This is a genomic window from Corynebacterium lizhenjunii (genome assembly GCF_011038655.2).
In the GTDB taxonomy this organism is placed as follows: Bacteria; Actinomycetota; Actinomycetes; order Mycobacteriales; family Mycobacteriaceae; genus Corynebacterium; species Corynebacterium lizhenjunii.
Genome location: NZ_CP064954.1, coordinates 176,894 through 201,955 on the forward strand (window position 1 = coordinate 176,894; position 25,062 = coordinate 201,955).

Consider the following 25,062-nt stretch of genomic DNA (forward strand, 5'->3'; position numbering starts at 1 on the left):
CCGCGCGCCGGGGCTTAGGCAGGCTCGATGGCGCGGCGGCCCACCGTGGCTTCCCGGGTGGGGGTGGGTTCTACTGTATCTGCCGGGTGCGAGTGGGTGACGCAGATTTGTACCAAACCCGGGAACAAGATGTAGAGGGGCGCGCAGCGCTCCGTGGGATCCGGCACTGCCCTGTCGCCGTTTGGCGGGGGCGTGACGGCCATGGATGGGGTGGGCGTCACGCTCGGAGTGGGCGTCATGCTCGGAGTAGGCGTCATGCTCGGTGTGGGCTCTGGCTCTGGGATGGGTTCGGGAGCGGGCTCGGGTTCTGCCTCGGGTTCTGGCGAGGGTGCTGGTTCGGGCTCAAATGGCTCGGGGGAATCCAGCGTGTCATCGCTATCCGGGGAGGGGTCGCCGGCCCCGTAGGTGTGGATGGTCCGAGTTTGCTCGGCAGTGGAGGTGGTCGAGGTTGCCGACGTGGGTTCCGTGGGCTCGGGAACGGCCAGCGTGGGCTCGTTGAGCTCGGCATCGCTGAGCGTGGTTTCCACGGTCGTGGGATCTACCTCGGGGGCGTCGCTGACGGCCAAGACCGGTGGCAGCGTCCCTTCTGCAGTTGCCGGAGTGGTCGCAGCGGTCGACGCCAAGGCGCCGCTACCGCCCTGGACATTGACGAACTCTGAGGGGCCACTGGGCGCAGGCGAGCTCACGGCAGCGGTGCTGGGTTGGATGCGAAGCGTCTGGGAGGGAGTCGGGTTACTAGCCGGGGGAAGCGGCGTGGCGGGGACATCGCCTGTTCCGGAAGTGTTTTTAGCGGCAGCGTCATTATGCTGCCCAGGCACGTGGGTCAGGTCCGGCCACAGTTCCGCCAAGGCCAGCAGAAGTGGGCGCGAATCCTCCTGTTCGCGCAGCTGGGCCAGGGTCAGCCCCTGGTTGCTGTCCGGGCGCGCAGGCTGGGGTGTGGGAGCGGGCACAGACGCGTGCTCACGCGGGGTTGGGGATGCAGGGGTCCCGGGTTCCACCGTGACGCGCGGGGTGGTCGCCTGAGCGGTTGCGTTGGCAGCGGAGGTGCCGTGCACCGTAGGGGTGGACGTAGCCGAGTTGCGCGCGGTGGCGGTGGTGCTTGCGTCAGCCGCAGCGGACTGGGACTGGGACTGGGACTGCGACTGGGGCTGGGAGGGGGAACTGGCAAGCGCGGACTGCGGGTCTTCGGGAGCAGGGGTGGTGGTGGGGGCTGCGTAGCTAGACTCAGCCGGCTGGTTGATGATGCTATTGGCAGCAATGCCCAGGCCACCGACGGAAAGGACCGCGGTGGACACCGCTGCCAGGGCCTGCAGACTGAAAGTGCCCGCCGTGGTAGCGGCGGCAGCTGCGGTGGTACCAGCGGCAGTGGCGCTAGCAGAGACCCCCACAGTAGCCCCGGCGGTGCTGGCGGCTCCCGCGGTTCCAGTAGTGCTGGCACCTACGGCAGAGGTCCCGGCAGCTCCCGTGCTCGCCGTGGAGGAGGAAGCGGCCGTGCCAGCCGTCGAACTGGTCGTGGACCCCGCAGGAACTGGGCCGCCGGTGGCGCCACCGGCAGCAGAGGCAGCACCTGGACCAAAGAAATCCGTGGTGCGGATGGAGGCCGCTGCGCGGGCAGCAGATGCGGCGGAAAGCACCATTGATGTGGTGGCCGCGGTTCCTGCCACCACGGCGAAGGAACGGTTACGCGTCGAAGCAGGCTGCGCGTAGATCACCAAAGAAGGCGTGCCGTTGTTTAAGTGGTAGTAGCCGCGGGCAACGGCCATCAGACCGGTGTGATCGAAGCTCAGAATTGTATCTGCCAGCACGCGGGCGTCCTCGCGGCTTAGCGATCCCACAAAGGTGTTGTCCACATAGGCAGACACGGCGCGGTAGCCCAGGAAAGACCGGGCGCGCAGGGTGACCAAGAAATGCTGCGCAGTAGTCGGGTAGTGCGCCAAGGTGGCCGGTATGGAGGTGATGGGGAAGGCCCGCTCGCCCTCCAACATGCCCCAGCGAACCTTGGGGGGATTATTGGCGGGTACGCACAGTCCCGGGGCGGGCAGCAGAATGTGGGCGATGGGATAGCCGTCCTCATCCAAAGCGAACTCTGCTGTCGCCTGGGGGTACAAGCCCGCGCTGAGGATCCACTCCAGCTCGGAGTAGGTGGCTGTGTCCTCTGCGGAGAGGTAACCGATCTGGTTGTCCTCAATGCGTACGGCCAGGGACTTGGATTTGGAGATGCGGCCCAGGGTGACGCAGTGGCGTTGGGTGGCAGAGAGGGCCTCGTCAGAAAAACGGGCAAAGGTCTCCGGCTCGATGCCCCTGATGTGGAGGCGCCGGGTTTCGCCAAATCCGCGGTGAGGCACCACGTAGGAGGTTGGGCTCATAAATCTAGACCTTAACTGGAGGGGGCAAAGCTTAACGTGGGCGCGCAAGACGCAAAGGACCACGGGCCGGGCGGTCTGTTGAAGCGGCGAGTGACTCGTGCATCAAAAGCGCCGGTGGAAGCCCTTGTTGTTTACCTTTATTCTACTCCGATTCTATGTCTGATGCCCGAGTAGACCTAATTGTTGAGTGTGGGTGTCTTAAGCGTTTTCAGGTATCAAGGCCCTGAGCTGGTTAAAACACGTAAAAAGCCAGGGAAATTAGCACCGCAGCTGCCGCAACCAGGACTAGTGCTAGGAGAGCCCACGTTCCCCAGCGGCTTGCGCCGCCACCGCCGGGCTTGGTGGAGTGTGCTGTATCCGCTCCGGGGTATCCGGCTGGTTGCGCAGTGGGATACCCCGCGGGCTGTACCGCCGGGAACTCGCCGGTGGCATTGAGCGGGCCGGGCTGCTGTGGAGTCTGAGCCAAAAAGGTGGTGGTCTCAAAGGAAGAGGCCTCACCGCGCATGGGGGCCGCGTGGGTGACATCGGCGGCGTCGAAGTCCTTGGCGGCGGCGTAGAGGGTCAGCGTGGACTCGTCACCGCGCGGAGCCAAGTAGCCGCGAGCAATGACCATCACGCCGCGCTGTTCATGTTGGGCGATGGTGGGTGCCAAGCGGGCGGCATCATCGTCTGCCAGGGTGCCCACGTGGTGGCTGCCCAAGTGAACCTCCACCCCGGCCGGGCTGGTGCTCAGCTTGAGCAGGACATGGACGCGGGAGCGAGGGTGGACTCCCAGGGCATCGGGAAGCTGTGTGAGCACCGCACCATGGCCGTAGAGGCCCGGGGGCAGTAGCACATAGGGCTGCGTGGGCGGATTATTGGCAGGGATGCACAGGCCCGGACGCGGCAAGCGCAGGTGTGCGGTCGACGCCAAGCCATTGGCGCTAATGCGGGCAGTGACCTGGGGGGTAAGCCCTTGGTCCAGCAGCCACTGCAGTTCGGGATACTCAGCACAGTCAGCTGCCGGCATGATGGCCAGGGGAGTGCCGTCGAGGCGCACGCGCAGGCCGGCCACCGCAGGATCCGCGTGAAGGGTGACGGGGTAATCCTGGGTGCCAGACAGGCGGGCAAGAGGAGAGCCCTGCAGGTTGTGCAGGGCTATGGACCGGGTGGCGCCGAAGCCGGAGCCGGGGATGATATAAACCGCGGACATGCCAGCCAGGATAGCCCGGGCCCGCGGGCCGGGGAAATCCCCGGGCGGTGGACTGGCCACCCAGCGCGGTTGGCGGCCAAGCGGCCAAACGGCCCGGCGCGGTTGGAGGCCTAGTTGCTCAGGGCGCGGTTGACGGCCGAGGTCATGGCGCGCAGGGAGGCGTTGGTGGTGGAGCCGGCAATACCCACGCCCCACACCTTGGAGCCGTTGACGTCGGCGGCCACGTAGCAGGCGGCCTCGGCGTCATCACCAGCGGAGCGGGCTTGCTGGGAGTATTCGATGATCTCGAAGTCGATACCCAGGCCCTCCAGGGCGTTGGCGTAGGCGGCGATGGGGCCGTTGCCCTTGCCCTCGATGGTGGACTCCTGGCCGGCGTAGACCACCTTGACGGACAGGGTGACCTCGCCGTCAATGGTCTCGGCGTTGCGGATGGTGGTGGAAATCTGCTCCAGCGGGGTGTCGCGCTCCAGGTACTCGCGGGCAAAGACGTCCCACATGTTCTTGGAGTTGACCTCGCCGCCCTCGGAGTCGGTGATGGCCTGGATAATGGCGGAGAACTCGCCCTGCATGGCGCGCGGCAGGTTGATGCCGTGGTCGGTCTTCATAATGTAGGCCACGCCGCCCTTGCCGGACTGGGAGTTCACGCGGATAACGGCCTCGTAGTCGCGGCCCACGTCCTTGGGGTCGATGGGCAGGTAGGGCACCTCCCAGGTGGTATCGCGCAGTTCTTCCCAGGACACTTCGGTGTTGTTGGCGCCGGGGCGGACCTCGTTGGCCAGGGCGTCCAGGCCCTTGTTGATGGCGTCTTGGTGGGAACCGGAGAATGCGGTAAAGACCAGGTCGCCGCCGTAGGGGTGGCGCTCAGGGACGCGCAGCTGGTTGCAGTACTCCACCGTCTCACGGATCTTGGGCAGGTCAGAGAAGTCAATCTGTGGGTCCACGCCCTGGGTCATCATGTTCAGTCCCAGGGTGATCAGGTCCACGTTGCCGGTGCGCTCGCCGTTGCCAAACAGGCAGCCCTCAATGCGGTCTGCACCGGCCAGGTAGCCCAGCTCAGCTGCGGCAATGCCCTCGCCGCGGTCATTGTGCGGGTGCAGGGACAAAATGATGGAGTCGCGCTTGGCAAAGTTGCGGTGCATCCATTCGATCTGGTCTGCGTAGACATTGGGGGAGATCATTTCCACCGTGGACGGCAGGTTGATGATCATGGGATTGTCCGGGGTAGCGCCCATGATGTCCACCACGGCGTCGCAGACCTCTACGGCAAAGTCGAGCTCGGTGCCGGTGAAGGACTCCGGGGAGTACTCCCAGCGCCAGTTGGTGTCCGGGTAGTCTGCGGCGATCTCCTTGATCAGCTCCGCTGCGTCGGTGGCCAGCTTCTTAATGGCGGGGCGGTCCTTGCGGAAGACCACGCGGCGCTGCAGCTTGGAGGTGGAGTTGTAGAAGTGAATGATGACGTTCTTGGCGCCCTGGCAGGCCTCGAAGGTGCGGCGAATCAGGTGCTCGCGCGCCTGCACCAGCACCTGGATGGTGACATCGTCCGGGATCTTGTTGCCCTCGATGATCTCGCGGACAAAATTGAAATCGGTTTGGGAGGCGGACGGGAAGCCGACCTCAATTTCCTTGTAGCCCATCTTGACCAGCAGATCGAACATGCGGTGCTTGCGGGCGGGGCTCATGGGATCAATCAGCGCCTGGTTGCCGTCGCGCAGGTCTACCGCGCACCACTGCGGGGCGACGGTGATCTTCTTGTCCGGCCAGGTGCGGTCCGGCAGCTGGACGTCTTCGACTTCCTGGGCAAAAGCCTGGTAGCGGGCAAAGGGCATGGCGGAGCCGCGCTGCTTATTCCAGGAGGGCTGGCCTTCATTGCGTGGGCCGGTGGGAGTGGTGATCTCGCGGGGAGCAGAAATATATGCGTCATTGGGGGACATGGGTTAAATCCTATCGTCAAAAGGGTGGCCGGCGCCGCAGAATATCCGCGACGGGGGCCGACCTTGTAAACGATGAGGCCTAAATCCCGCCGCGGTAGATTAGGAGAAGATCTACGCGCTGGAAAGTCATGCACGCCACAGTACGCTATTTCTCATCACATGGCAACTGGTCTCATGTGCTGAGATCTTCCGGCGCCGCGTTAGGATAAGCCCATGTCCGTTCCCCGTCTGGAAGTACCTAAAGCCCTGGGGCAAAGGTTGGGCCCTAGCTTGCCGATGTCCCCCGCACCCCACCCCGCCATGTCCGCCGGGACCGCTGCCGGGATTGCCGCAGCCATTGCGCTGGGCGGTACAGCGGTGCGCATCGGCATGCTGGCCTGGCTGGCGGCGGCACAAGACAGCACCGGCGCGGCCGCGCACGCTGGTACCGGCGTGGCCGGGGATACTGCCGCTGGGCCCGCAGCACAACCCGGTGTGGGGCAGCTGCTGGACTCCTGGGATGCGCAACATTATCTGGGCATCGCCAAGCATGGCTACGCCACGGAAGAGTCCTTTGCCTTCTTTCCGGCCTACCCGGCGCTGCTGCGCCTGGTGGGCGGCACGGTGGCTGCCGGTTGTGTGCTGAGCGTCGTGTGCACCGCAGTCATGGCCGCAGGGGTGATGGCCCTGGCTCGACGTATGGGCGCGGGACTGTGGGGGCAGGTGGCCGCAGCCATCGTGGTCACCAGCGCGCCCATGTCCATCGTCTTTGCCATGCCCTATACCGAGGCCCTCTTCGGGGCACTGGCCGTGTGGGCGTTAGTACTACTGGTAGACCGCAAATGGATAGCTGCCGGGGTGGTGGTGTGCGCCCTAGGCGGAGTGCGCCTGACCGCGGTGTGCATGATTGCCGCCTTCGCGGCCCTGGTGCTGCTGCGCGGCAGAGGCCAACCGCGGGCGTGGGTAGGCCTGGCGCTTACACCGTGGGTCTTAGTAGGTTATCTCGCCTGGGCCAGCGCGCACTTGGAGCACGGCTACTTTGGCTTGCAGCGCGAGCACTGGAACTCCGCCTTCGACTTCGGCGCGGCCACGTGGCACTGGCTGGCCACCACGCTGACCACCGGCACCAACGTGGGCTACCTGCTCTCCACTGCGGCCATGGTGGCGGTACCGCTGGCGCTGGTACTGGCCTGGCGCCGGGTGGACCTGGGGGTGTGGCTGTTTAGCGCCGCGCTGGCGGCGAACGTGCTGCTATCCGATGGTCTCATGCACTCCCGGCCCCGCCTCCTGCTGCCCGCCGCACTGTTGGGCATTCCGTGGGCGCTGCGCGCTGCCGCCCGGCCAGTCCCGGGCGCGGTCTTAGTGGGGGCCTGGGTGCTCTTCGGAGCGTGGTTTAGTGCTTATATGCTGGTCGTCTTCGAGTGGGCGATCTGATGTTTCTTTCCAGCGCCCGCCTGGAGCGCGTAGAACCCGACTGGCCGGATTACCTGGCCAACCTCCCGGCCGTGCAATCCCTGGTGCGCCAACCGCTGCGCTTTACACAATCGGTGACGGTCCTTGTAGGCGATAATGGTGCCGGCAAGTCCACCCTGGTAGAAGCCATCGCGGTGGGCATGGGCTTTAACCCAGAGGGCGGTTCGCGCCATACCCGCTTTGAGACGTATGCGCTCAGTGACCAGGACCGCTCGGTGTCGCCCTTGCACTACCACCTGGTGCTGGCGCGCCGGGCGAATCCGCGCGATGGTTTCTTTCTGCGCGGGGAGTCTTACCTGGAGTTGGCGGATTATCTGCAGGCCCTTGGCCCTGGCCCAAACCCTAATAGCAGACTGGACCGGTTGGGGCAGTACTCCCACGGGCAGGGGCTCATGCTGCTGTTGGAGCAGCGCTTTCACGCGGGTGGGCTGTTTATTTTGGATGAGCCCGAAGATGGGCTCACGGTGGCCAACCAGCGCATTGCGGCAGAGTATTTAGCACAGCTGGCGGGCGCGGGCTCCCAGATTATCCTGGCCACGCACTCGCCAGTGTTTATGGCCATCCCGGGGGCGCAGTTGCTGGAGATTTCCGCCGCGGGCATCCAGCCCACCGCCCTGGAGGCCACGGAAGCCATGTCCGCCGCGCGCGAATGGGCCGCAGACCCCCTGGGTACCGCCTATTTTCTTACCCACCCGGAGGTCGACTGAGATGTATGTGCGCCGCCTGGAGCTTGCCGATGCCCCCTCAGCCCCCACCCCTGCCTGGGCCTTGGAGGTTCCCGCCGTGCGCGGTCTGCAGGCAGGCCCGCTGGACTTATCAGCGCCCATTACTGTGCTGACCGGGGATAACGGGGTGGGCAAATCCACGGTATTAGAGGCGATAGCCATGCACTATGGGTTTAGCCCAGACGGCGGCCCACTGGCGGTGCTGCCACCGCAGCCGTGGGTGAATCCACTGCGGCACTGCACTACCTTGGTGCGCGGCGACAAGGCTGCAGATGGCTACTTCTTGCGGGCGGAATCCCATTATCGTGTGGCCGCCACCTTTGCCCGCACCCGGGCCACGGCGGAAAACTGGTTGCACCGCTCCCACGGGGAGTCCGTCTTCGGAGTGGTAGAGCAGTCTTTTTCTGGCCGTGGCCTGTTCTTATTGGATGAGCCCGAATCCGGGCTGTCCCTGGTACGCCAGATGGCGTTGTTGGCAGAAATCCACCAAGCCGCGCAGGCGGGGGCGCAGTTCATTGTGGTTACGCACTCGCCGGTGTTGGTGGGGCTGCCGGGTGCGGTGCTCTACGAGTTCACCGCACCCGGCCCAGCAGGGCCCGGCGGGATCCAGCGGCTAGTGGATGTTTTTGATACCAGCGCCTACCGGCAGCTGGTGGCCTTCCTGAACGCGCAACCCTGACCGCGCGGCCTTAATCGCGCGGCCTTAATCGCGCGGCCTTAATCGCACAGGCTTAAGCCGTGCGGACCGCCGTGGACGCGGGCACGGGGCTGCGGGAAAGGACAACGGTGGCCACTGCCATGGCCACCAGCGCGGCAGCCATCAGCGCCCACCCGGCGGCAGAAGATACTTGGAATTGCTCGCCCAGCACCCAATAGCCCAGCCCAAAGGCCACGACGGGCTCCACAATGGTCATGGCCGGTAGCGAATGCTCCAGGGGACCGGCGTGGAAGGAATACTGCTGGACCACCGTGCCAGCTGCGGCCAGCGTGATAAGCAGCCACAGCTTCCAGTTGCCCGCCACGGACCATAAGGAGTCCGCGACCGCGGCGTCCACCACGGCTTTGGCCAACAGGGCCACGTAGCCATAAATCATGCCGCACGCAGTGCCCAAGGCTAGGGCGCGTTGCTGGCGGAAATACCAGCCCGCGCCGCCCAGGGCCAGCAGTGCCACTGCACCTAGGAGGAGGGCGGAGGGCCAGTGATTGGGGGCATCGGCAGACTCGGCTGGGGTAGGGCGGCCATAGACCACCAGGACGGCTACTGCAACGGTGAGCACCACAGACCACCAGACCTCATGGAAAGGCATGCGGCGCCCGGCATAGCGCGCGGCTAGGGGCAGGGTAAACATCAAGGACAGCACCAAAATGGGCTGGACCACCAGTAGGGTGCCAAAAGCAAGCGCGGCCAGCTGCAGCGCATAAGCCACCACGGCCGCGGCAGTGCCCACCCACCAGCGGGGATTGCGCATGGCGGTGCGCATGACATTGCCCCGGGCCCGCAGCGCAATGCGGTGGCGCACCACCGTGCCCCAGGCCACCACCAGGGCAGAGGCCAGGGCGCACAGCACTGCGATGACGTTTCCTAACACTCGTACCACCTTACCGATTCCCGCCGGATGCCCGGGCGCCGAACCCCTGGGCACTCCTGCGGCAATCTCGCGGCTATCCCACGGCAATCCCACTACATTCCCACGGCAATCCCCCCGCAATCACGCGGTTATCCCACGGCTATCCCGGGGGAATCCCGCCCAGAAAGTGTCCTGCACAATAGAATTGGCGCTGGTGTTTCTTTAGCGGCACTGAGCGGGTAATCTGTAGGAATTGACTACTAAGCAATAGGTATTACCTCAAAACATCGAGCGCAAAGGCGCAAAGGAAGGTGGCTGAACGCCCGTGGCCCTCATCGTGCAAAAGTATGGCGGTTCCTCGCTGGAGTCTGCAGAGCGCATCCGCGCCGTCGCGGAGCGCATTGTTGCCACCAAAAAGCAGGGCAATGACGTGGTGGTGGTGTGTTCCGCGATGGGAGATACCACCGATGAGCTGCTGGACCTGGCCGCCCAGGTCAACCCAGTGCCGCCGCAGCGGGAGATGGACATGCTGCTCACCGCCGGCGAGCGTATCTCTAACGCCCTGGTGGCCATGGCGGTGGAGTCCCTGGGTGCGCAGGCGCAGTCCTTTACCGGCTCCCAGGCTGGCGTACTCACCACGGAGCGCCACGGCAACGCCCGCATTATTGATGTCACCCCGGGTCGCATTACGGAGGCCCTGAGTGAGGGAAAGATTTGTATTGTGGCCGGCTTCCAGGGCGTCAATAAGGACACCCGGGACGTGACCACCCTGGGCCGCGGCGGCTCAGACACCACGGCGGTGGCGCTGGCGGCCGCCCTGGGGGCAGATGTGTGTGAGATTTACTCGGACGTCGATGGTGTGTACACCGCAGACCCGCGCATTGTCCCGGACGCCCAGAAGCTAGAAAAGCTCTCCTTTGAGGAGATGCTGGAAATGGCCGCCGTGGGCTCCAAAATTCTGGTCCTGCGCAGCGTGGAATACGCCCGCGCGTTTAACGTACCCCTGCGAGTTCGCTCGTCTTATTCAAATGATCCCGGCACCCTGATCGCCGGTTCGATGGAGGATATTCCTGTGGAAGAAGCAGTACTAACTGGTGTAGCAACGGACAACTCTGAGGCGAAGGTGACCTTGTTGGGCATCCCGGACCGTCCGGGTGAGGCCGCGAAGGTCTTCCGCGCAGTCGCGGACGCTGAGATCAACATTGACATGGTGCTGCAAAACGTCTCCTCCCTGGAGTCCGGCACCACGGACATCACCTTCACCTGCCCGCGCGCCGATGGGCCCCGGGCAATGGAGATCCTGACCAAGCTGCAGGCAGAAGGCAACTGGTCCAAGGTGCTTTACGATGACCAGGTGGGCAAGGTCTCCCTGGTCGGCGCCGGCATGAAGTCCCACCCCGGGGTGACCGCGGACTTTACCGAGGCCCTTCGCGATGTGGGCGTGAACCTGGAGCTCATCTCCACCTCAGAGATCCGCATTTCCGTGCTGGTGCGCGAGGCTGACCTGGACAAGGCAGCCCGGGCGTTGCATGATAAGTTCCAGCTTGGTGGCGAGGAAGAAGCCACCGTTTATGCTGGTACCGGACGCTAAACCCACATTGTTTAACGTTTAACGTTTAACGTTTAAGGTTTAAGGATTTTTACCATGACCACTGTTGCAGTAGTAGGTGCCACCGGTCAGGTGGGCCGCGTGATGCGCTCCATTTTGGAAGAGCGCAACTTCCCCGCAGACACCGTGCGCTTTTTTGCCTCTGCGCGTTCGGCGGGCCAGGAACTGACCTTCCGCGGCGAGTCCGTGGTGGTGGAGGACCTAAGCGCGCAGACCCAGGAGTCTTTGCGCGGCATTGACATTGCGTTGTTCTCCGCTGGCGGGGCCACCTCTAAGGAGTATGCCCCGTTGTTTGCTGCCGCCGGGGCCACCGTGGTGGATAATTCCTCCGCGTGGCGCAAGGACCCGGAGGTACCGCTGATCGTTTCCGAGGTTAATCCGGGCGATAAGGACCAACTGCCCAAGGGCATAATTGCCAACCCCAACTGCACCACCATGGCGATTATGCCGGTGGCTAAGGCTTTGCATGATGCCGCCGGACTGACCACCATGCACGTTGCCTCCTACCAGGCGGTGTCCGGTTCCGGGCTGGCTGGCGTAGAGACCCTGGCTAAGCAGGTGGCGGAGATTGGGGACCGCAACGTGGAGTTGACGCACGATGGTTCCGTCCTGGAGCCAAATGAGCTGGGCCCCTACGTGGCTCCCATTGCTTTCAACGCCCTGCCGCTGGCTGGCAACTTGGTGGATGATGGCTCTGAGGAAACCGATGAGGAGCAGAAGCTGCGCAACGAGTCCCGCAAGATTCTGGGCATTCCTGAGCTGAAGGTGGCTGGGACGTGTGTGCGTGTGCCCGTCTTTACTGGCCACACCATGGTGGTGCACGCCCAGTTTGAGCGCTCCCTGACCCCGGACCAGGCTCGTGCCTTGCTTGCCGATGCCCCCGGTGTCCAGGTCGTGGACGTCCCCACCCCGTTGGCTGCAGCCGGCATTGACGCTTCCTTGGTGGGCCGTATCCGCCAGGACCAGACCGTTGATGACAACAAGGGCCTGGTCTTCGTGGTCTCCGGCGATAACCTGCGCAAGGGGGCGGCGCTGAACACCATCCAGATCGCGGAACTGTTGGTCTGATATGCGGTGGTCCCGCTCAGTACTGGTACTGATTGTTGTCCTCAGCGTGACGCTGCTGGGGGTTGTGTACTGGGCGGGCTTTGGGGGGCGGCGCGACCGCGTTGCACAAGAATGGACCCGGCCGGGTAATTTCATTGTGGCCTATGGCCCGGTTATTGAGCCACCGTTTATCGCTGGCAAAAATAGGTACTATGTGTATAGTCCTAGCGGCGAAAGGTTGGATAGCCAGAGTGGGGCGGGCCATTGGTACCCGGGCGTACTGGGGTCTACGCAGGCGAGCTTGTTGTCTTTTGACCGTTCGCTTCGCCATTTTCGTAAAGACGGCTCGGTTGTAGACGTTTCTCGGACTGGCCACCAAAACTATATGCAGATGTCCCCAGAGGGCAACTTGGCGGTGGTGGGCATTCAGGGCGATGGCACAGCGAACGGGGTCGAAACGATTATGTTGTTGCGGGCTGATGGCGCTGTGTTTAAGCAGAGGATCCCCTTTTCGTCTCATTCGCTGGACTTGAGCGAGGACCACGTCATTGTCATGGGCACTTCCCCGGAGGGCACACCGCAGCGGAACCGAATCTTCGTCATGGACGCTGACGGTGGCGGTGGGGAAGTTGCTCTTCCCCAGGACTACGATGCAGCTTTCGTGCCCATGAGGTACTCCACCGTGAATTACATGGGGGACGGGGTGTTCGAGATTTTGCAAACTGACCGCGTGGACAATGGTGAGGAAGGGGAGCGGACAGAGGTCACCGCGTTCGAAGTCCGGGTAACCGATTCCCGCGCGCAAGAGCTTGAGACTCAACAGGTCCGCCACCGGGTGATGACCCGGTACGAGGATGCTGCGGTGAGTGACAACCTGCCGTATGGGGAAAGCGGATTTATCGATGCGGACGGAAAGGTATTCATTAGCCGCCGCGATAGCGAGAAACCAGAGTATATGGGCACGGTGGCGGACTTTGCTGAGGAAGGTTTTCTGCGGGTCCGTAGCAAGGCGGCAGATCCTAAATTCGCTCTGAAGCGCGAGGGCTACGTGGAGATCCGCTCCTGGAACAACCCGGAGCGGGTAGTCGCTACCCTCAACACGGAGCGCTTTGCCTGTCGCATTGAGCAGTGCGGCATTGCCGCCGTGACAGAAATCAGCTGAGCTACGCTGGCCGAGCCAAGCTTGGTTAGTGGGCCCAGCGTACGAGGTCAGCTGCGCGGGTTAGTGCCGGGAGATCAGGACTGGGAGGGGTTGGTGCCGGGGGCCTTGGGGGCATCGGCAGGCTGAGCGGCAGCGGCATCGGCGGCATCGGCAGACTCTGCGGCAGTCCCGAAGTCCAAATCGGACTGTACGGTGCCCTCCTTGGCGGTGGGCTCGGTGTGGACTACATAGGTGACGGAGGGGTGTGGGTCCTCGCGGTCGTAGTCCTCGAGCTCGGCGTCGGCCTCTAGGTCATCATGGATCTCCTCGGCCAAGGCGGCGATAAACTCCGGAGTGGCCATGTTGGAAGCTTTCGCCAGCTTCCGCAGCTCCTTTTCATTCTTCTTGGTAAAGCGCTCGCGGGGGTCCAGTCGACGCTGCACCAGGGTGCGGGCGCGGGAACGGCGGTCGGCTTCATCGGTAATCTTGTCCCGGTTCTTAATCCAGCTAAAGACCATCACACCAATCATGAACAGACCAATGTAGCCCAGGATGGGGTACACGAAGCCCACCAGGGACTGGAAGCCCACGGAGGACAACAGGAAGCCAATGACACACGCGATGGCGTAGACCGGGTAGAAGCGCTTGGGGTTGCCGCGAGTCAGGCGCTTGCCCAGGGCGTAGAACATGCCCACGGCGGTGTTGAACACCATGCCGTAGATGATGAACGTCATCACATAACCCAACTGCGGGTTGATGTGGCTAATCAGCGCCAGCACCGGCATGTCCTCGCCGTTGACCTGCGGGGCGGCAAAGTACAGGGAGACCACCAGCAGCACCAACAAGAACACCATGACGATGCCGCCGAAGATACCGCCCAGGCCCACTGTCTTGTTGTCCAGGAAGTTACCGCCGATAACAATGGCCATCGAGACTGCACAAATGGCGTTGAGGCCGGTGTAGTTCAGGGCAGAAATCCAGGGGTTGCCGATGGCGGGGTTGACGTTATTGACGGCGTACTCATTGAAGCTGACCAGGTCCACATCCGTGGTGACGATGGTGTAAATGGTGGTAAAGCCAATAAAGACGATGATAAACGGGGTCACCACACCAAGCACCGTGGTGACCTTATCGACGTCCAGCAAGCCGACTAGGAGCACCAGGATCAGCATGGACAGACTGCCAACCCAGATGGGTACGGAGGGGAACTGCTGGGAAATGTTGGCGCCGCCACCGGCGAACATGACGAACCCGATGGAAAACAGCGTCAGAATGGTGCCCCAGTCCAAAATGCGGGAAGTGATGGGGCCGGAGACCTTGGAGTACACGGCGGTGTGCTCGGTTGCCTGGAAGTAGGAGCCCAGCTGCAGAAAGGCAATGCCGGCGATGACCATGAGGATGGCGGACAAGGCCATGCCCATCAGTCCCTGGTTGCCGAAGGCGACGAAGTACTGCATTGCCTCCTGGCCTGAGGCAAAACCTGCACCGACAACGACACCCACAAAGGCCATGGAAATAGCTATGGCGCGCTTAAGCATGTGAGAAAATCCTGTCTTCACACGTGCCGGGCCCACGCTTGGTAGCTTCGTGGGCCCGGGTCGACGGTCGATTTGGCACGTGTGTATCTCCCTCCACCGTAACGAGTTGGCCGGGAGCATTCCAGCAGCGTACAGCCTTGAGAGGGCTGGAAGTAAAGATATTTCGCGCTAAAACCGTACACAGCTAGTGCATTTGGCCTTGCATAACCGATTGGTAACAATCTGCTTAGAATGCTGAGTTTCCGGCTGCTTGGCTGAGATCCTTGCGGGCGCGGGCCACGCGGGAACGGATGGTGCCCACGCGCACATTGGCAATCTTGGCGGCTTCTTCGTAGGTGTAGCCCAACACCTGGGTGAGGATGAGGGCTTCGCGGCGGTCGGGAGGGAGGGCATCGACAAGCGCACGGGCGTCAATCCAATCGGACCAGGCTTCGGTGCTGGTGTTGGGGGTGCGGGCGGCGGCGTCCTCATATTCGGTGGCGGACTTGCGGGGGCGGGCCATGTCGTGGCGGATATTGTCCACCCACACGCGCCGGGCCAGCGAGAGCAGCCAGGTGCGGGCGGAGGAGCGGGCGGCGAAACGGGGCAGCGCGCCGATGACGCGCAGGTAGGTTTCTTGGGTAAGGTCGTCGGCGATTTCTGGGCCGCCTAAGTGGGCCAGCAGGCGCCACACGTCACCTTGGGTGGCTTTAATGAACTCCGTTAGTGCGGCGCGGTCGCCTCGTCCGGCGCGGAGGGCCAGGTCGGTGACGCGGGCGTCGTCGGCAGCGGAGTGGTGGTTCACAAGGAAAGAACTTACCAGGCTGTGGGGGTGCCAGGCGGCGTCATCCTATAAATGGCGGGCGATTGGTTGCGAACGCCTATAAACGGACGTAGGCTATGAAGCATGTCCTATTAATCGTGCTTCGTAAGCGCGCTTCCCGGAACATGGAGCCCCGGAAAGCGCCCAGGCCCATCCTTACCGGAAGAGCCCGGAAAACCACACTAGGCCGGACAGGACTAGACGCTTAGCGGCACGGACCCATACAGGACTGGACCCACATAGACCCCACAGGCGACTACAGGCCTCAAAGGCCGCCGCAGCCGACCACAGGCCTGCAGTGGCCGCCGCAGACCGGCGGCCACTGCAGGCCCTAACAGAAAGGAACAACCCCATGACTGATTCCGCAGCTGACAAGATTCTGAACCACGGCCAGCGCCCAGCCCCAGAAAGCCGCACCACGCCCACCACCCGGCCATCCGGCCAGCCGGTGGCAAGCGAAAACACCTCCATGACCGCGGGACCCCAGGGCGCGAACGTACTCAACGACCTGCACCTGATTGAAAAGCTCGCCCACTTCAACCGCGAGCGCGTCCCGGAGCGCAACCCGCACGCCAAGGGCCACGGCGCCTTCGGCGAGCTGCACATCACCGAAGACGTCTCCCAGTACACCAAAGCCAAGGTCTTCCAGAAGGGCACCGTCACCCCGATGGTGGCACGCTTTTCCACCGTCGCTGGCGAGCAGGGCTCCCCGGATACCTGGCGCGACGTCCACGGCTTCGCGCTGCGTTTCTACACCGAGGATGGCAACTATGACATCGTCGGCAACAACACGCCCACCTTCTTCCTGCGCGACGGCATCAAGTTCCCGGACTTCATCCACTCCCAAAAGCGGCGTGGCGCCAATGGCCTGCGCGACGCCGACATGCAGTGGGACTTCTGGACCCGCAACCCGGAAACCGCCCACCAGGTCACCTACCTGATGGGCGACCGCGGCACTCCGAAGACTTCCCGCCACCAGGACGGCTTCGGCTCCCACACCTTCCAGTGGATCAACGAAGAAGGCACCCCGGTGTGGATCAAGTACCACTTCAAGACCCGCCAAGGCTGGGACTGCTTCACCGACGCCGAGGCTACGGAGATGGCCGGCCTCAACGCCGACTTCCAGCGCGAAGACCTCTACAACGCCATCGAGGCCGGGGACTACCCCATCTGGGACGTCAAGGTCCAGATCATGCCCTTCGAGGACGCGGAGAACTACCGCTTTAACCCCTTCGATCTGACCAAGACCTGGTCCCAGAAGGACTACCCGCTGGTAGACGTGGGCTACTTTGTACTCAACCGCAACCCCCGCAACTTCTTCGCCCAGATCGAGCAGCTGGCGCTAGACCCGGGCAACCTGGTCCCCGGCGTGGGCCTTTCCCCGGACCGCATGCTGCAGGCGCGCGCCTTCGCCTACGCGGACCAGCACCGCTACCGCATCGGTGCCAATTACAAGCAGCTGCCGGTTAACCAGCCGCTGAACCAGGTCAACACCTACGAGCACGAAGGCTCCATGCAGTTCCTGTTCAACGGCCCTGAAGAGCCGGTGTACTCCCCCAACCGCCACGCCAAGGGCACCGGCTACTTGGATAACACCGAGGTTAACGTCCGCGAGGAAGCCCACCAGGCCGCAGACCTCTACGTCAACCCGGACCCCCACGGTACGGACCTGACCCGCGCACCTTATGTGCAGCACCCGGAGGACGGCGACTTTGTCCAGGCCGGAATCCTCTACCGCGAGGTTATGGACGACGATGAGAAGGAGCGACTGGCAAACAACATCGCCGGGGCAATGGCCGGGGTCTCGGAGCCGACCGAACAGCGCGTCTACGAGTACTGGGACCAGGTCGATGAACTCCTGGGCCAGCGCGTGCGCGAAGTCTTCGCCGCCTCCAAGTAAAACAACCAGAACCGAACAACGGCGCGCCTGCCAAACAAGATTGCAGCAGGTAGATAGGTTATTGGAATGAGATCCTTCCTACCTCTCCTCCTGCTGCTGCCGGTCTTGGCAGGTTCGCTCTTTGTTAGTTTTGGCACCGACTGGGCTCCGGCAGACGCCTGGGTGGTCCGGGAGGACAACCAGGACTCCGCCGGGGCGCGCCGGGCGGCCGGTGATGCACAGGCCCAGGCCAGCTTGTTGGCCAGTGGCGCTAAGCAGCTCAAGGAAGGTACCGCTGCTTTGCAGGAAGGCGCCCAGCCTTTGGGCCAGGGGGTGCAGGAGCTTGCCCAAGGCTCAGCACAGCTTGCCGATGGCCTGGTGGAGCTGCAGGCAGGCACCGGCCGGCTTGGTGAAGGTGCCACCCGCGTCGCTGACGGCGTCGGGCAGGCGGTAGACCAAATTATTGGCGTTAATGCGGTGCGGGGGCAGATCATTGAGGCTATAGATTCAACCTTGGGGGACTTGCGGGGTAAGCAATCGCCGGAGGCGAATCAGCTGCGTGGGCGGCTGCAGGAGCTTAAGGCACAGGCAGAGACCTTTGAGTTGGACCAGCAGCTAGCGGGGCAGTTGGTGGAGTTGAAGAATGGTTCGCGGGACATCGCCAATCAGCTGCATGTGCCGGGCTATGCCTACCATGATGGCATTTACCAGGCGACCAAGGGGGCACAGGAGCTACGGGCGGGCCTGCAGGAGTTAGAAGCCGGAGTGGCGGAAGCGCAAAAGGGCGTGGCTGAGCTAGACGGTGGCGCAGGCCGGATCTCACAGATGGCGCAAGACAATTCCCGCAACGTGGGCAATATCCAGCGCGTGTTGCCTACCGCGGCGCCTGGTGAGCCGGTCTTTGACCCGGCTGTGACTGTCTTGCTGTCAGGGCTGCTGCTGCTGGGCGGCGCGGTGCTGGCGCGGCTGGGGCGCTGGACAGGCCTAGCCGGGGTGATAGGCCTGGGGGCGGCCGGTGCCGGGGTGGGGTATCTGCTGACGGATATTATCAACCCGCTGAGTGTCGCGGCGTGTGTGGCCGGTGCTGGTGCTGGTTGGGCGGCGGTGCGCGTGCTGGCCGCCGGGTGGGGCCGCAAGGCCGCGGTGATTAGCTCTGGGGTGCTGGGGGTGGCTCAGACCGGATTGTCGGCTTGGCTGTGGAGCGAGGCAGCGGCCGGCGAGGTAGTGCACCGGGCGGTGATGGCGGTGGCAAACCTCTTCCCCATGAACTGGACTGTGTCAGCTATCACTACCAGTGGAAACGGCGGACATGCGCCGTTGATTTGGGTGTCTTTGGGGGTCCTAGCGGCCATTTTGCTGGCCGGGCTCTGCGCGCCGGCTGCCCGCGAGAAGCAGCCTTCCCTGGCAATTGAGCCTTAAACGTATGAACAAGCTGTGAATGTGTCCGATTCCTAGGTTTTTCGGGCACATCGGTGTTACTATAGCAATTGCTCACGATGCCCGCTTAGGGGGCGGGCGCGCAGCTTTCGAGCTGTCAAGTGAGTGATAGGGAATAGGGACGACGCGGTAGCTGTAGGGGCGCCGCGTCGTTTCCCATTTTCCGGCCTAATGGTCAAAATGTGGGTCCCAAACTGACGGCTTAGGGGCCGATTCATGCCGGATTGGCGGCGGGCTCGGTTCGGTTGTGGGGTCCGGGCGCGTCGATCTGACCGGCTGAGGCAGTCCGGTCCGGCTGTGGTGTTGGGCGCGCGGACTTGACCAGCTGGCTGGTGTGGCTTGTTCCTCTTGCCAAGGTTGCCGGCCGTGCGGGACTAGCCGACTGGGGTCGGTTTATTCCCGTTGCGGTGGCTCCGGTGAGTGCGGCAGGCTTGGTGGTGGGTCAGGGTGTGCGGGGCTGGGGATATACCACGGTGGCCCGCCCCAGGGTGGGAACCAGACAATGCGCCCGTTGATTCGGTCGATGATGCCTCTGCCTGTGGGTTTGGTGGGGTCATCGTCGTTGGTGCCGTTGTGGTACTTGCACAGTGGTACCAAGTTAGACGGTTCTGTTTGTCCGTTGTCTTTGTGGCGGCGGATGTGGTGGATTTGGGATTCTTCGGCAGGCTTGTTGCATCCGGGCCAGGCGCAGGTGGGGTGTTCTGCCCATGCCATAAGGCGTTGTTTGTAGGAGGCAGAGCGAGCCGTGTAGAGATTGACTGGGCCAGTAAAGGGGTGGATGAGGGTGATAAGCCCAATATCAGCTAGTTTGCGGGCTACGAGTTGGGCGCCGGTCATGCGTGCGCCGTTGGTGAGTTCCACGGTGATTTCTTCGCCGTGGCCGTGGATGATTGTGTCGAGGTCTTCGAGGCGGATGATGACGTTGGTGCGTACTTGGGGCCTTGCGGCATGCGGGACGGAGTCGTCGTTGTCGTCTGTGCCGAAGAAGATGGTGTGGGCAGCATCAACCAACTCCACCGGACTCGGCCGGTAAGGCCTGCCCGGAGCCCGACCGGTGCCGCCACCATCGTCACCGTCGTGGTGGTCAGCGTCGTGGTGGTCAGCGGTGTTGCTGCCGCTAAGGTCAGCGTTGGCCCGGCTGCCCGTGGTGTCGGGTTCTGCGCCATTGAGGTCGGGGTCGGCGTTGTTGTCCAGGCCGGGGAGGGACTCTTGCGCGGCGTGGGCTTGGGCTTCAGCAGCGGCTTGAGCGTCAGCGGCTGCCTGGGCTTCGGCGGTGGCTTGGGCGGTGAGGACTCCGTACATGTCGGCTACGGCTTGTGGGGTGTCTGTAATGGACATGGTGTGGTTGCCGTTGGCCCGGCGTGTCATGCGTACTCCGCGCTCGGGGTTGGATTGTTTGGAAGGCCCGCGGAAGTCTGCAGCAGCGGTGTCGTGTTCTTGCCAGGGCAGTGAGCATAGCAGGAGGCGTAGTTCCCAGCGGCGGTCTTTGCTTACGCGGCTGACGTGTTCTTCGATGCGGGTGAGGGTGCGTAGGCTGTGGCCTTGCTTGGTGGCAAAGTCACGGGCAGCGGCTTGGGCGGTAGCAAGGCTTTTGGCCTGGGCCTGGGCTTTGGCCGCGGCACGGTCACGGGCTTCGGACTGGGCAGAACGGTTGCGGGCCTGGGCTTTGGAGGAACGGTTGCGGGAGGAGGGGGCATCGGCAGGCTCGAAGTAGACCTGGACCAAGTGGGCAAACTCTGCGGCAGTAGTACCGTCAGCACCCATGGCCAGGAAATCCTCGGCGCTCATGCCAACGCACTCGGCGACTAAGTGGATGCCCCGAGACTGGATGGTGAAAAAATCCCCCGCGTACATGGCGCACAGTCTAAACCGCAGCGGCCACCCGCGCAAGGGGTTTCGCGGTATTCTTTCGGATAACCTGGTTGAGAGCCTGAAGGAGGCGAAAATGGCAGCACGTTGGCTGTATGTGGCGGCGGTGCTTTTCTTTGCGTGTGGGGTGGCGCTGTTCTTTGCTGTGGATGGCTGGACGCGGTGGTTCTACCCACTGGCGGGGGCACTGAGCATGGCGGTACTGGTGTTAGAAGCGCGCAATAGGAGCAAGTAAACGGCGCCGGTAGGAGCCAGTAAACGGGGCTGGCAGGCCGGGCGCATAAACCCCTCACCGTGCATAACGAAGCCGCCGCACTGCTAAAACAAATGTCTAGCTGCGCGGCGGCGGTCCAGCCGAGGGGCTGGGGTGGTGGTCGGGATAACAGGATTTGAACCTGCGACCTCTTCGTCCCGAACGAAGCGCGCTACCAAGCTGCGCCATATCCCGTTCTCGCTTGAGTGCGATACCTGAAATACTTTAGCCCCCACCGCCGCCCGGCACAAAACGCCAGGCAGCCGGGGTAAAGGGGCCCGAACGGGGTAGGGCGAAGGCGCTCTAGGCAGCCGGGGGCGAAGGGCCTGTGCCGGCTCGGCGGTGGGGGTCTAGCCGCGCTCGGTAATGTGCACCAGTGTGGCAGAAGGGCAGCAGAAAACCCTAAAAGGGACAAACTTGGACTGGCCCAGGCCGTTGCTGACGTGCATGTACATCTCGCCAAAGCGGTGAAGGCCCTGCACGCGGGCGCGGTCGATGCCGCAGTTGGTCACCAGCGCCCGCGAGCCCGGTAGGCACAGCTGGCCGCCGTGGGTGTGCCCGGAGAAGGACAGCTGGTAGCCATCGGCGGCAAAGCGTTCCAGCACCCGCGGCTCGGGGGAGTGCACCAGGGCAATGGCCAGGTTGGAGTCCGGGTTGGGGGTACCGGCGATGCTGGCGTAATCATCCAAATTGTGGTGCGGGTCATCCACCCCGGCGGCGGCTAGGCGCACGGGACCAATTTTGACCTCGACGCGGGTATGGGTGGCATCATGCCAGCCGTGCTCCATGAAGGCCGCGCGCATGCCCTGCCAGGGCAAATCTACATATGAGGGCTCATTTTTGCGCCCCAGCAGGTAGTTGACGGGATTGGCCAGGCGCGGCGCCCAATAGTCATTGGTGCCAAAGCAAAACACCCCGGGGCGCGATAGCAGGGGGCCTAGGGCGCGCAGGGTGTCGGGCACGGCGCGGGCATCGGAAAGATTGTCCCCGGTGTTGACCACCAGGTCCGGCTCGAGCTCATCAAGCTGGCGCACCCAAGCAATCTTGGCTGTCTGGCCGGGCACCATGTGCAGGTCGCTGACATGCAGAATGCGGAAGGATTCGCGCCCCCGCAGGGTCCCCGGTGGCAGCAGCGGTACCTGGACTTCCTTGAGCTCGAAGGCTCGGGTCTGCTGGAAGGCCCAGGCGGCGCATCCCGCGGCGATTCCGATAGTGCTCGCAGCGGCGGTGAGGGCTATGGTGCGTAGAGATTTCACGCTCACCAACTCTACCCCGGTGTATGTTTGGGGACATGCTTAAAGAAACTATTCGCGCAGATTTGAAAGAAGCCATGAAGGCGCGGGAGAAGGAGCGCACCAGCGCCATCCGTTCCCTGTTGGCGGCCATCCAGGCGGAGGAGACCAACGGTTCGCGCCATGAATTGGAGGACGCGGACATTGTCAAGGTCATTGCCCGCGAGATTAAGAAGCGCCGGGAGTCCGCCCAGGTTTATGCCGACAATGGCCGCCCGGAGTTGGCAGAGGCAGAGCTTGCCGATGTCCCCTTCCTCGAGGCCTACCAGCCCCAGCAGCTCAGCGATGCGGAGCTGGAGGCGTTGTTGGATGGGGTTATCGGCACGCTTGAGGCCCCGGTTGGTATGGCGCAGATGGGGGCAGTGATGAAGGCTGCTCAGGCGCAGGCCGCTGGTCAGGTGGATGGCAAGAGGCTTTCCGATGCCGTCCGGGCCCGCCTCAGCTCCTAACCCCGGGCTGGCGCTGGGGTTGGTCAACGGTGGCCAGGCTGGCGCCGGGGTTGGCCAGCGGTGGCCAGGGATAGCCGGGCCGGGCTAGTTGTTCAGGCCGAAGGCATTGCGGAACTCATTGGCCAAGTTGCCTAGTTGTTCTTCTAGGCTCGGGGCAGGCCGGGGAGCAGCAGGGGCAGGGTCAGAGTTGCCCGGGGATGGGTTGGCCCCTGGCCGGGCAGCACCCGGATCGGTGGTGGGGGTGGGGGCACCGGTGCCATCGGAAAGCTGCAGCACTACCTCACCACCTGGGCGCAGCGGGCCGGGGGATTTGAGGGCACGGACCACGGCGCCGTAACCCACGCCGAAGCCGGGCACCATCCTGGTGGTCACGGTATAGCCCGCGCTTTGCAGGGTGGCGGTGGCCTGCGACTGGGACATGCCGCGGACGCTGTCTAGGAGGGCATCGCCAGTGGTGCCCTTGTTGTACTGGGGGTTATAGGGTGGCAGCACGCCCTGGTCCACCTGGGAGGCCAGCGCGAAGTAGGTGCGGGCCGGCTCCATGCCGCCGAAGAGGGTCCCTTCGACGCACTGGCGCACCGGCGCGGTGCACAGCGGGGCGTTGGTGGTGCCGTCGTTGTAGATGTAGGGCGCGGCCGCAAGACCAGAGGCAAAGCCCAGGAAAGCAGAAGACTTATTGGACTCGGAGGTACCGGTCTTGGCGGCAGTAGGGGCGCCGAAGCCAAAGGCGCGGGCGGAATCGGCGGCGGTGCCCTTGGTGGTGTCCTGGCTCAGCGCTGCGGTCAGGGCGGCGGCGACCTCAGGGTTCAAGGCGCGCTCGCACGGCGTGGGTTCGATAAAGACCTGGTTACCGTCGCGGTCCGTCACCCTGTTGACGGGGTTGGGCTCGCACCACATGCCCTCGGCGGCGATGGTGGCGCCCACGTTGGACAGCTCCAGGGGATTAACCGCGGTGGGGCCAAGTGTGTAGGCACCCATGTTGGCATCCTTGGCGGCTTGGGCGATGGAGGTGTTTTCGCTAAAGGAGGCGTCCTCGGTATAGGAGCGCAGGCCCAACTTGACGGACATGTCCACGATGGCAGGCACGCCCACCTGCTCCAGGAGCTGCACAAAGGTGCTGTTGGGGGAGTGCGCTAGGGCATCCTGCAGCGTCATAGTGGGCTGGTAGGTGCCCGCGTTTTCCACGCAGTATTTATCCGGCGGGCAATTGGCGGCGCCGCCATGGCCCAAACCAGAGGCCTCATAGCGGGCAGGAACGGGAACAGTTTCCTGGATGCCGTAACCTGCGTCAATGGCCGCTGCGGCGGTAAAGAGCTTGAAAATGGAACCCGCGCCGTTGCCCACCAGGGAATAAGGCTGCGGCAGGATCGTCTCAAAATTATCCTGGTCCAGCCCGTAGGCGCGCGAAGACACCATGGCTACGACGTCGCGGTCATTCTTCTCCGGGACCAGCACGCTCATCACCTCTGCCACGCCTTCTGCGGTAGGGGAAGTCTGGCCGTTGACGGCAGCCTGCGCGGCGTCTTGGATATGCGGCACCAATGTGGTGTCTACCGTATAGCCGCCACGGGAGAGTTCTTCCTTGTCCAGGCCCTTGGAGGCCAGGTAGTCCAGCACGAAGTCGCAGAAGAAACCACGGTTGCCTGCAGTGATGCACCCATTGGGCAACGTGGCAGGCCTCGGGAGCACGCCCAGGTCCTGGCCGGCCAGGCGGTCGGCTTCTTCCTGGGCCAGGTGGCCATTAGTGACCAAGGCTTGGAGGACAAGGTTACGGCGTTCTACCACGGCATCGCGGTTGGTGTAGGGGTTGAGGTACTCCGAGGATTGCACCATGCCAGCCAGCATGGCGGCCTGCGCGTAGTTAAGCTGCGCCGCCGGGATGCCAAAGTAGGTGCGGGCGGCGGCCTCAATGCCGTAAGCGTGATTGCCAAAGGGGATGAGGTTGAGGTAGTTGCTCAGAATCTCATCCTTACTCAGCGACTTATCAATCTGGGTGGCAATGCGCATCTCCCGCAGCTTGCGGGCCACAGACTGCTCGGTGGCGGCTTGGCGCTCCGAGTCGGTCTCCGCGTCTACCAGCAACAGGTAGTTCTTCACGTATTGCTGATTAATGGTGGACGCACCCTGGGAGACCCCGCCGGCTAGCAAATTGGTGGCGACGGCACGGAAATTTCCCTGGATGTCTACGCCCTCGTGCTCGTAGAAGCGGCGGTCCTCGATGGAGACAATCGCGTCTTTGATGGTGTGGGAGATCTGCTCCGGAGCCACCGGGTGCCGGCGCTGTGTATAGAGGTAGGCCAGCGTGCCACCTTCGGCGTCGCGAATGGTGGTCACACCCGGAACGTTGCCGGCCTCCAAGTTCTGGACATCAGAGACCATGGCCTGGGTGGTGGCCTTGACGGCTAGACCGCCCAGGCCTGCTGCCGGGGCGCAGGCGAGCGCCACCAAAAGGCCCACCAGGACCGTGGCCACGAACATCTGGCCCAAGGCTTTCAGATAAGTCACCCCCATA

The 25,062-nt window shown here is 63.5% G+C and carries 19 protein-coding genes and 1 tRNA gene; 10 read left to right on the top strand and 10 right to left on the bottom strand.

Going from position 1 to position 25,062, the window contains the following annotated elements; translation table 11 throughout:
• Positions 1-14 precede the first annotated feature (14 nt).
• The 3 genes from G7Y31_RS00840 to leuA all read right to left on the bottom strand — a co-directional run bounded on the left by G7Y31_RS00840 (position 15) and on the right by leuA (position 5,489).
• Positions 15-2,366, bottom strand: coding sequence for a hypothetical protein (locus G7Y31_RS00840; RefSeq protein WP_165010860.1), 2,352 nt, complete (start codon positions 2,364-2,366; stop codon positions 15-17).
• Positions 2,367-2,598: 232 nt separating this feature from the next.
• Complete coding sequence (locus G7Y31_RS00845) at positions 2,599-3,558, bottom strand: hypothetical protein (RefSeq protein WP_165010858.1); 960 nt, start codon at positions 3,556-3,558, stop codon at positions 2,599-2,601.
• Positions 3,559-3,668: 110 nt separating this feature from the next.
• On the bottom strand, positions 3,669-5,489 hold the full coding sequence (gene leuA, locus G7Y31_RS00850; RefSeq protein WP_165010856.1) for a 2-isopropylmalate synthase: 1,821 nt from the start codon (positions 5,487-5,489) through the stop codon (positions 3,669-3,671).
• Between the two features lie 213 nt (positions 5,490-5,702).
• On the opposite strand from leuA, the gene G7Y31_RS00855 reads away from it, so the two are divergent.
• The 3 genes from G7Y31_RS00855 to G7Y31_RS00865 are packed head-to-tail and all read left to right on the top strand — an operon-like array spanning position 5,703 to position 8,345.
• Positions 5,703-6,902 carry a mannosyltransferase family protein gene (locus G7Y31_RS00855; protein WP_244977411.1) on the top strand — a complete coding sequence of 400 codons (1,200 nt, stop codon included), beginning with the start codon at positions 5,703-5,705 and terminating at the stop codon, positions 6,900-6,902.
• Entirely contained in the window at positions 6,902-7,648 is a 747-nt protein-coding gene (locus G7Y31_RS00860; RefSeq protein WP_165010854.1) for an AAA family ATPase, read from the top strand. The genes G7Y31_RS00855 and G7Y31_RS00860 overlap by 1 nt, the downstream gene beginning before the upstream one ends.
• Before the next feature lies 1 nt (position 7,649).
• Entirely contained in the window at positions 7,650-8,345 is a 696-nt protein-coding gene (locus G7Y31_RS00865; RefSeq protein WP_165010852.1) for an AAA family ATPase, read from the top strand.
• Positions 8,346-8,397: 52 nt separating this feature from the next.
• Here G7Y31_RS00865 and G7Y31_RS00870 read toward each other — a convergent pair whose 3' ends face one another.
• On the bottom strand, positions 8,398-9,255 hold the full coding sequence (locus G7Y31_RS00870) for a DMT family transporter (RefSeq protein ID WP_165010850.1): 858 nt from the start codon (positions 9,253-9,255) through the stop codon (positions 8,398-8,400).
• Positions 9,256-9,559: 304 nt separating this feature from the next.
• Between G7Y31_RS00870 and G7Y31_RS00875 the strand changes: the two genes are divergently transcribed.
• The 3 genes from G7Y31_RS00875 to G7Y31_RS00885 all read left to right on the top strand — a co-directional run bounded on the left by G7Y31_RS00875 (position 9,560) and on the right by G7Y31_RS00885 (position 13,052).
• Positions 9,560-10,825, top strand: coding sequence for an aspartate kinase (locus G7Y31_RS00875; RefSeq protein ID WP_165010848.1), 1,266 nt, complete (start codon positions 9,560-9,562; stop codon positions 10,823-10,825).
• 54 nt (positions 10,826-10,879) lie between these two features.
• Positions 10,880-11,911, top strand: coding sequence for an aspartate-semialdehyde dehydrogenase (locus G7Y31_RS00880; protein ID WP_165010846.1), 1,032 nt, complete (start codon positions 10,880-10,882; stop codon positions 11,909-11,911).
• A 370-nt stretch (positions 11,912-12,281) separates the two neighbouring features.
• On the top strand, positions 12,282-13,052 hold the full coding sequence (locus G7Y31_RS00885) for a hypothetical protein (RefSeq protein WP_196823585.1): 771 nt from the start codon (positions 12,282-12,284) through the stop codon (positions 13,050-13,052).
• Positions 13,053-13,126: 74 nt separating this feature from the next.
• Here G7Y31_RS00885 and G7Y31_RS00890 read toward each other — a convergent pair whose 3' ends face one another.
• The gene (locus G7Y31_RS00890) at positions 13,127-14,569 is read right to left on the bottom strand and encodes a YkvI family membrane protein (protein ID WP_244977412.1); all 1,443 of its coding nucleotides are present in this window, start codon (positions 14,567-14,569) and stop codon (positions 13,127-13,129) included.
• A 226-nt stretch (positions 14,570-14,795) separates the two neighbouring features.
• Positions 14,796-15,353: an RNA polymerase sigma factor gene (locus G7Y31_RS00895; protein WP_165010842.1), complete on the bottom strand. Its 558-nt coding sequence runs from the start codon at positions 15,351-15,353 to the stop codon at positions 14,796-14,798.
• 370 nt (positions 15,354-15,723) lie between these two features.
• Between G7Y31_RS00895 and G7Y31_RS00900 the strand changes: the two genes are divergently transcribed.
• A complete protein-coding gene (locus tag G7Y31_RS00900) occupies positions 15,724-17,271 on the top strand; it encodes a catalase (protein WP_165010840.1) in 1,548 nt (515 codons plus the stop codon).
• A 66-nt stretch (positions 17,272-17,337) separates the two neighbouring features.
• A complete protein-coding gene (locus G7Y31_RS00905) occupies positions 17,338-18,669 on the top strand; it encodes an AAA family ATPase (RefSeq protein ID WP_165010838.1) in 1,332 nt (443 codons plus the stop codon).
• A 411-nt stretch (positions 18,670-19,080) separates the two neighbouring features.
• Here the strand turns inward: G7Y31_RS00905 and G7Y31_RS00910 are convergent, their stop codons facing one another.
• Entirely contained in the window at positions 19,081-20,541 is a 1,461-nt protein-coding gene (locus G7Y31_RS00910; protein ID WP_244977413.1) for an HNH endonuclease signature motif containing protein, read from the bottom strand.
• Positions 20,542-20,632: 91 nt separating this feature from the next.
• Here G7Y31_RS00910 and G7Y31_RS00915 point away from each other — a divergent pair, with 91 nt between their 5' ends.
• Positions 20,633-20,791: a hypothetical protein gene (locus G7Y31_RS00915; RefSeq protein ID WP_165010836.1), complete on the top strand. Its 159-nt coding sequence runs from the start codon at positions 20,633-20,635 to the stop codon at positions 20,789-20,791.
• A gap of 136 nt (positions 20,792-20,927) precedes the next feature.
• Here the strand turns inward: G7Y31_RS00915 and G7Y31_RS00920 are convergent.
• Positions 20,928-21,004: transfer RNA gene (locus G7Y31_RS00920), tRNA-Pro, on the bottom strand.
• A gap of 155 nt (positions 21,005-21,159) precedes the next feature.
• Positions 21,160-22,065: a metallophosphoesterase gene (locus G7Y31_RS00925; RefSeq protein WP_235922933.1), complete on the bottom strand. Its 906-nt coding sequence runs from the start codon at positions 22,063-22,065 to the stop codon at positions 21,160-21,162.
• Positions 22,066-22,100: 35 nt separating this feature from the next.
• Between G7Y31_RS00925 and G7Y31_RS00930 the strand changes: the two genes are divergently transcribed.
• On the top strand, positions 22,101-22,550 hold the full coding sequence (locus G7Y31_RS00930; protein ID WP_165010832.1) for a GatB/YqeY domain-containing protein: 450 nt from the start codon (positions 22,101-22,103) through the stop codon (positions 22,548-22,550).
• Between the two features lie 84 nt (positions 22,551-22,634).
• On the opposite strand, the gene G7Y31_RS00935 is transcribed toward G7Y31_RS00930, so the two are convergent.
• Positions 22,635-25,061 (bottom strand): transglycosylase domain-containing protein, encoded by a 2,427-nt coding sequence (locus tag G7Y31_RS00935; RefSeq protein ID WP_165010830.1) that lies wholly within the window; start codon positions 25,059-25,061, stop codon positions 22,635-22,637.
• Position 25,062: the final 1 nt, after the last annotated feature.

Coding starts and splice junctions, on each gene's coding strand:
- G7Y31_RS00915 (WP_165010836.1), top strand. CDS start 20,633: ATGGCAGCACGTTGGCTGTATGTGGCGGCGGTGCTTTTCTTTGCGTGT.
- G7Y31_RS00840 (WP_165010860.1), bottom strand. CDS start 2,366: ATGAGCCCAACCTCCTACGTGGTGCCTCACCGCGGATTTGGCGAAACC.
- G7Y31_RS00885 (WP_196823585.1), top strand. CDS start 12,282: ATGTCCCCAGAGGGCAACTTGGCGGTGGTGGGCATTCAGGGCGATGGC.
- G7Y31_RS00890 (WP_244977412.1), bottom strand. CDS start 14,569: ATGCTTAAGCGCGCCATAGCTATTTCCATGGCCTTTGTGGGTGTCGTT.
- G7Y31_RS00910 (WP_244977413.1), bottom strand. CDS start 20,541: ATGTACGCGGGGGATTTTTTCACCATCCAGTCTCGGGGCATCCACTTA.
- G7Y31_RS00905 (WP_165010838.1), top strand. CDS start 17,338: ATGAGATCCTTCCTACCTCTCCTCCTGCTGCTGCCGGTCTTGGCAGGT.
- G7Y31_RS00880 (WP_165010846.1), top strand. CDS start 10,880: ATGACCACTGTTGCAGTAGTAGGTGCCACCGGTCAGGTGGGCCGCGTG.
- G7Y31_RS00860 (WP_165010854.1), top strand. CDS start 6,902: ATGTTTCTTTCCAGCGCCCGCCTGGAGCGCGTAGAACCCGACTGGCCG.
- G7Y31_RS00900 (WP_165010840.1), top strand. CDS start 15,724: ATGACTGATTCCGCAGCTGACAAGATTCTGAACCACGGCCAGCGCCCA.
- G7Y31_RS00855 (WP_244977411.1), top strand. CDS start 5,703: ATGTCCGTTCCCCGTCTGGAAGTACCTAAAGCCCTGGGGCAAAGGTTG.
- leuA (WP_165010856.1), bottom strand. CDS start 5,489: ATGTCCCCCAATGACGCATATATTTCTGCTCCCCGCGAGATCACCACT.
- G7Y31_RS00845 (WP_165010858.1), bottom strand. CDS start 3,558: ATGTCCGCGGTTTATATCATCCCCGGCTCCGGCTTCGGCGCCACCCGG.
- G7Y31_RS00935 (WP_165010830.1), bottom strand. CDS start 25,061: ATGGGGGTGACTTATCTGAAAGCCTTGGGCCAGATGTTCGTGGCCACG.
- G7Y31_RS00865 (WP_165010852.1), top strand. CDS start 7,650: ATGTATGTGCGCCGCCTGGAGCTTGCCGATGCCCCCTCAGCCCCCACC.
- G7Y31_RS00930 (WP_165010832.1), top strand. CDS start 22,101: ATGCTTAAAGAAACTATTCGCGCAGATTTGAAAGAAGCCATGAAGGCG.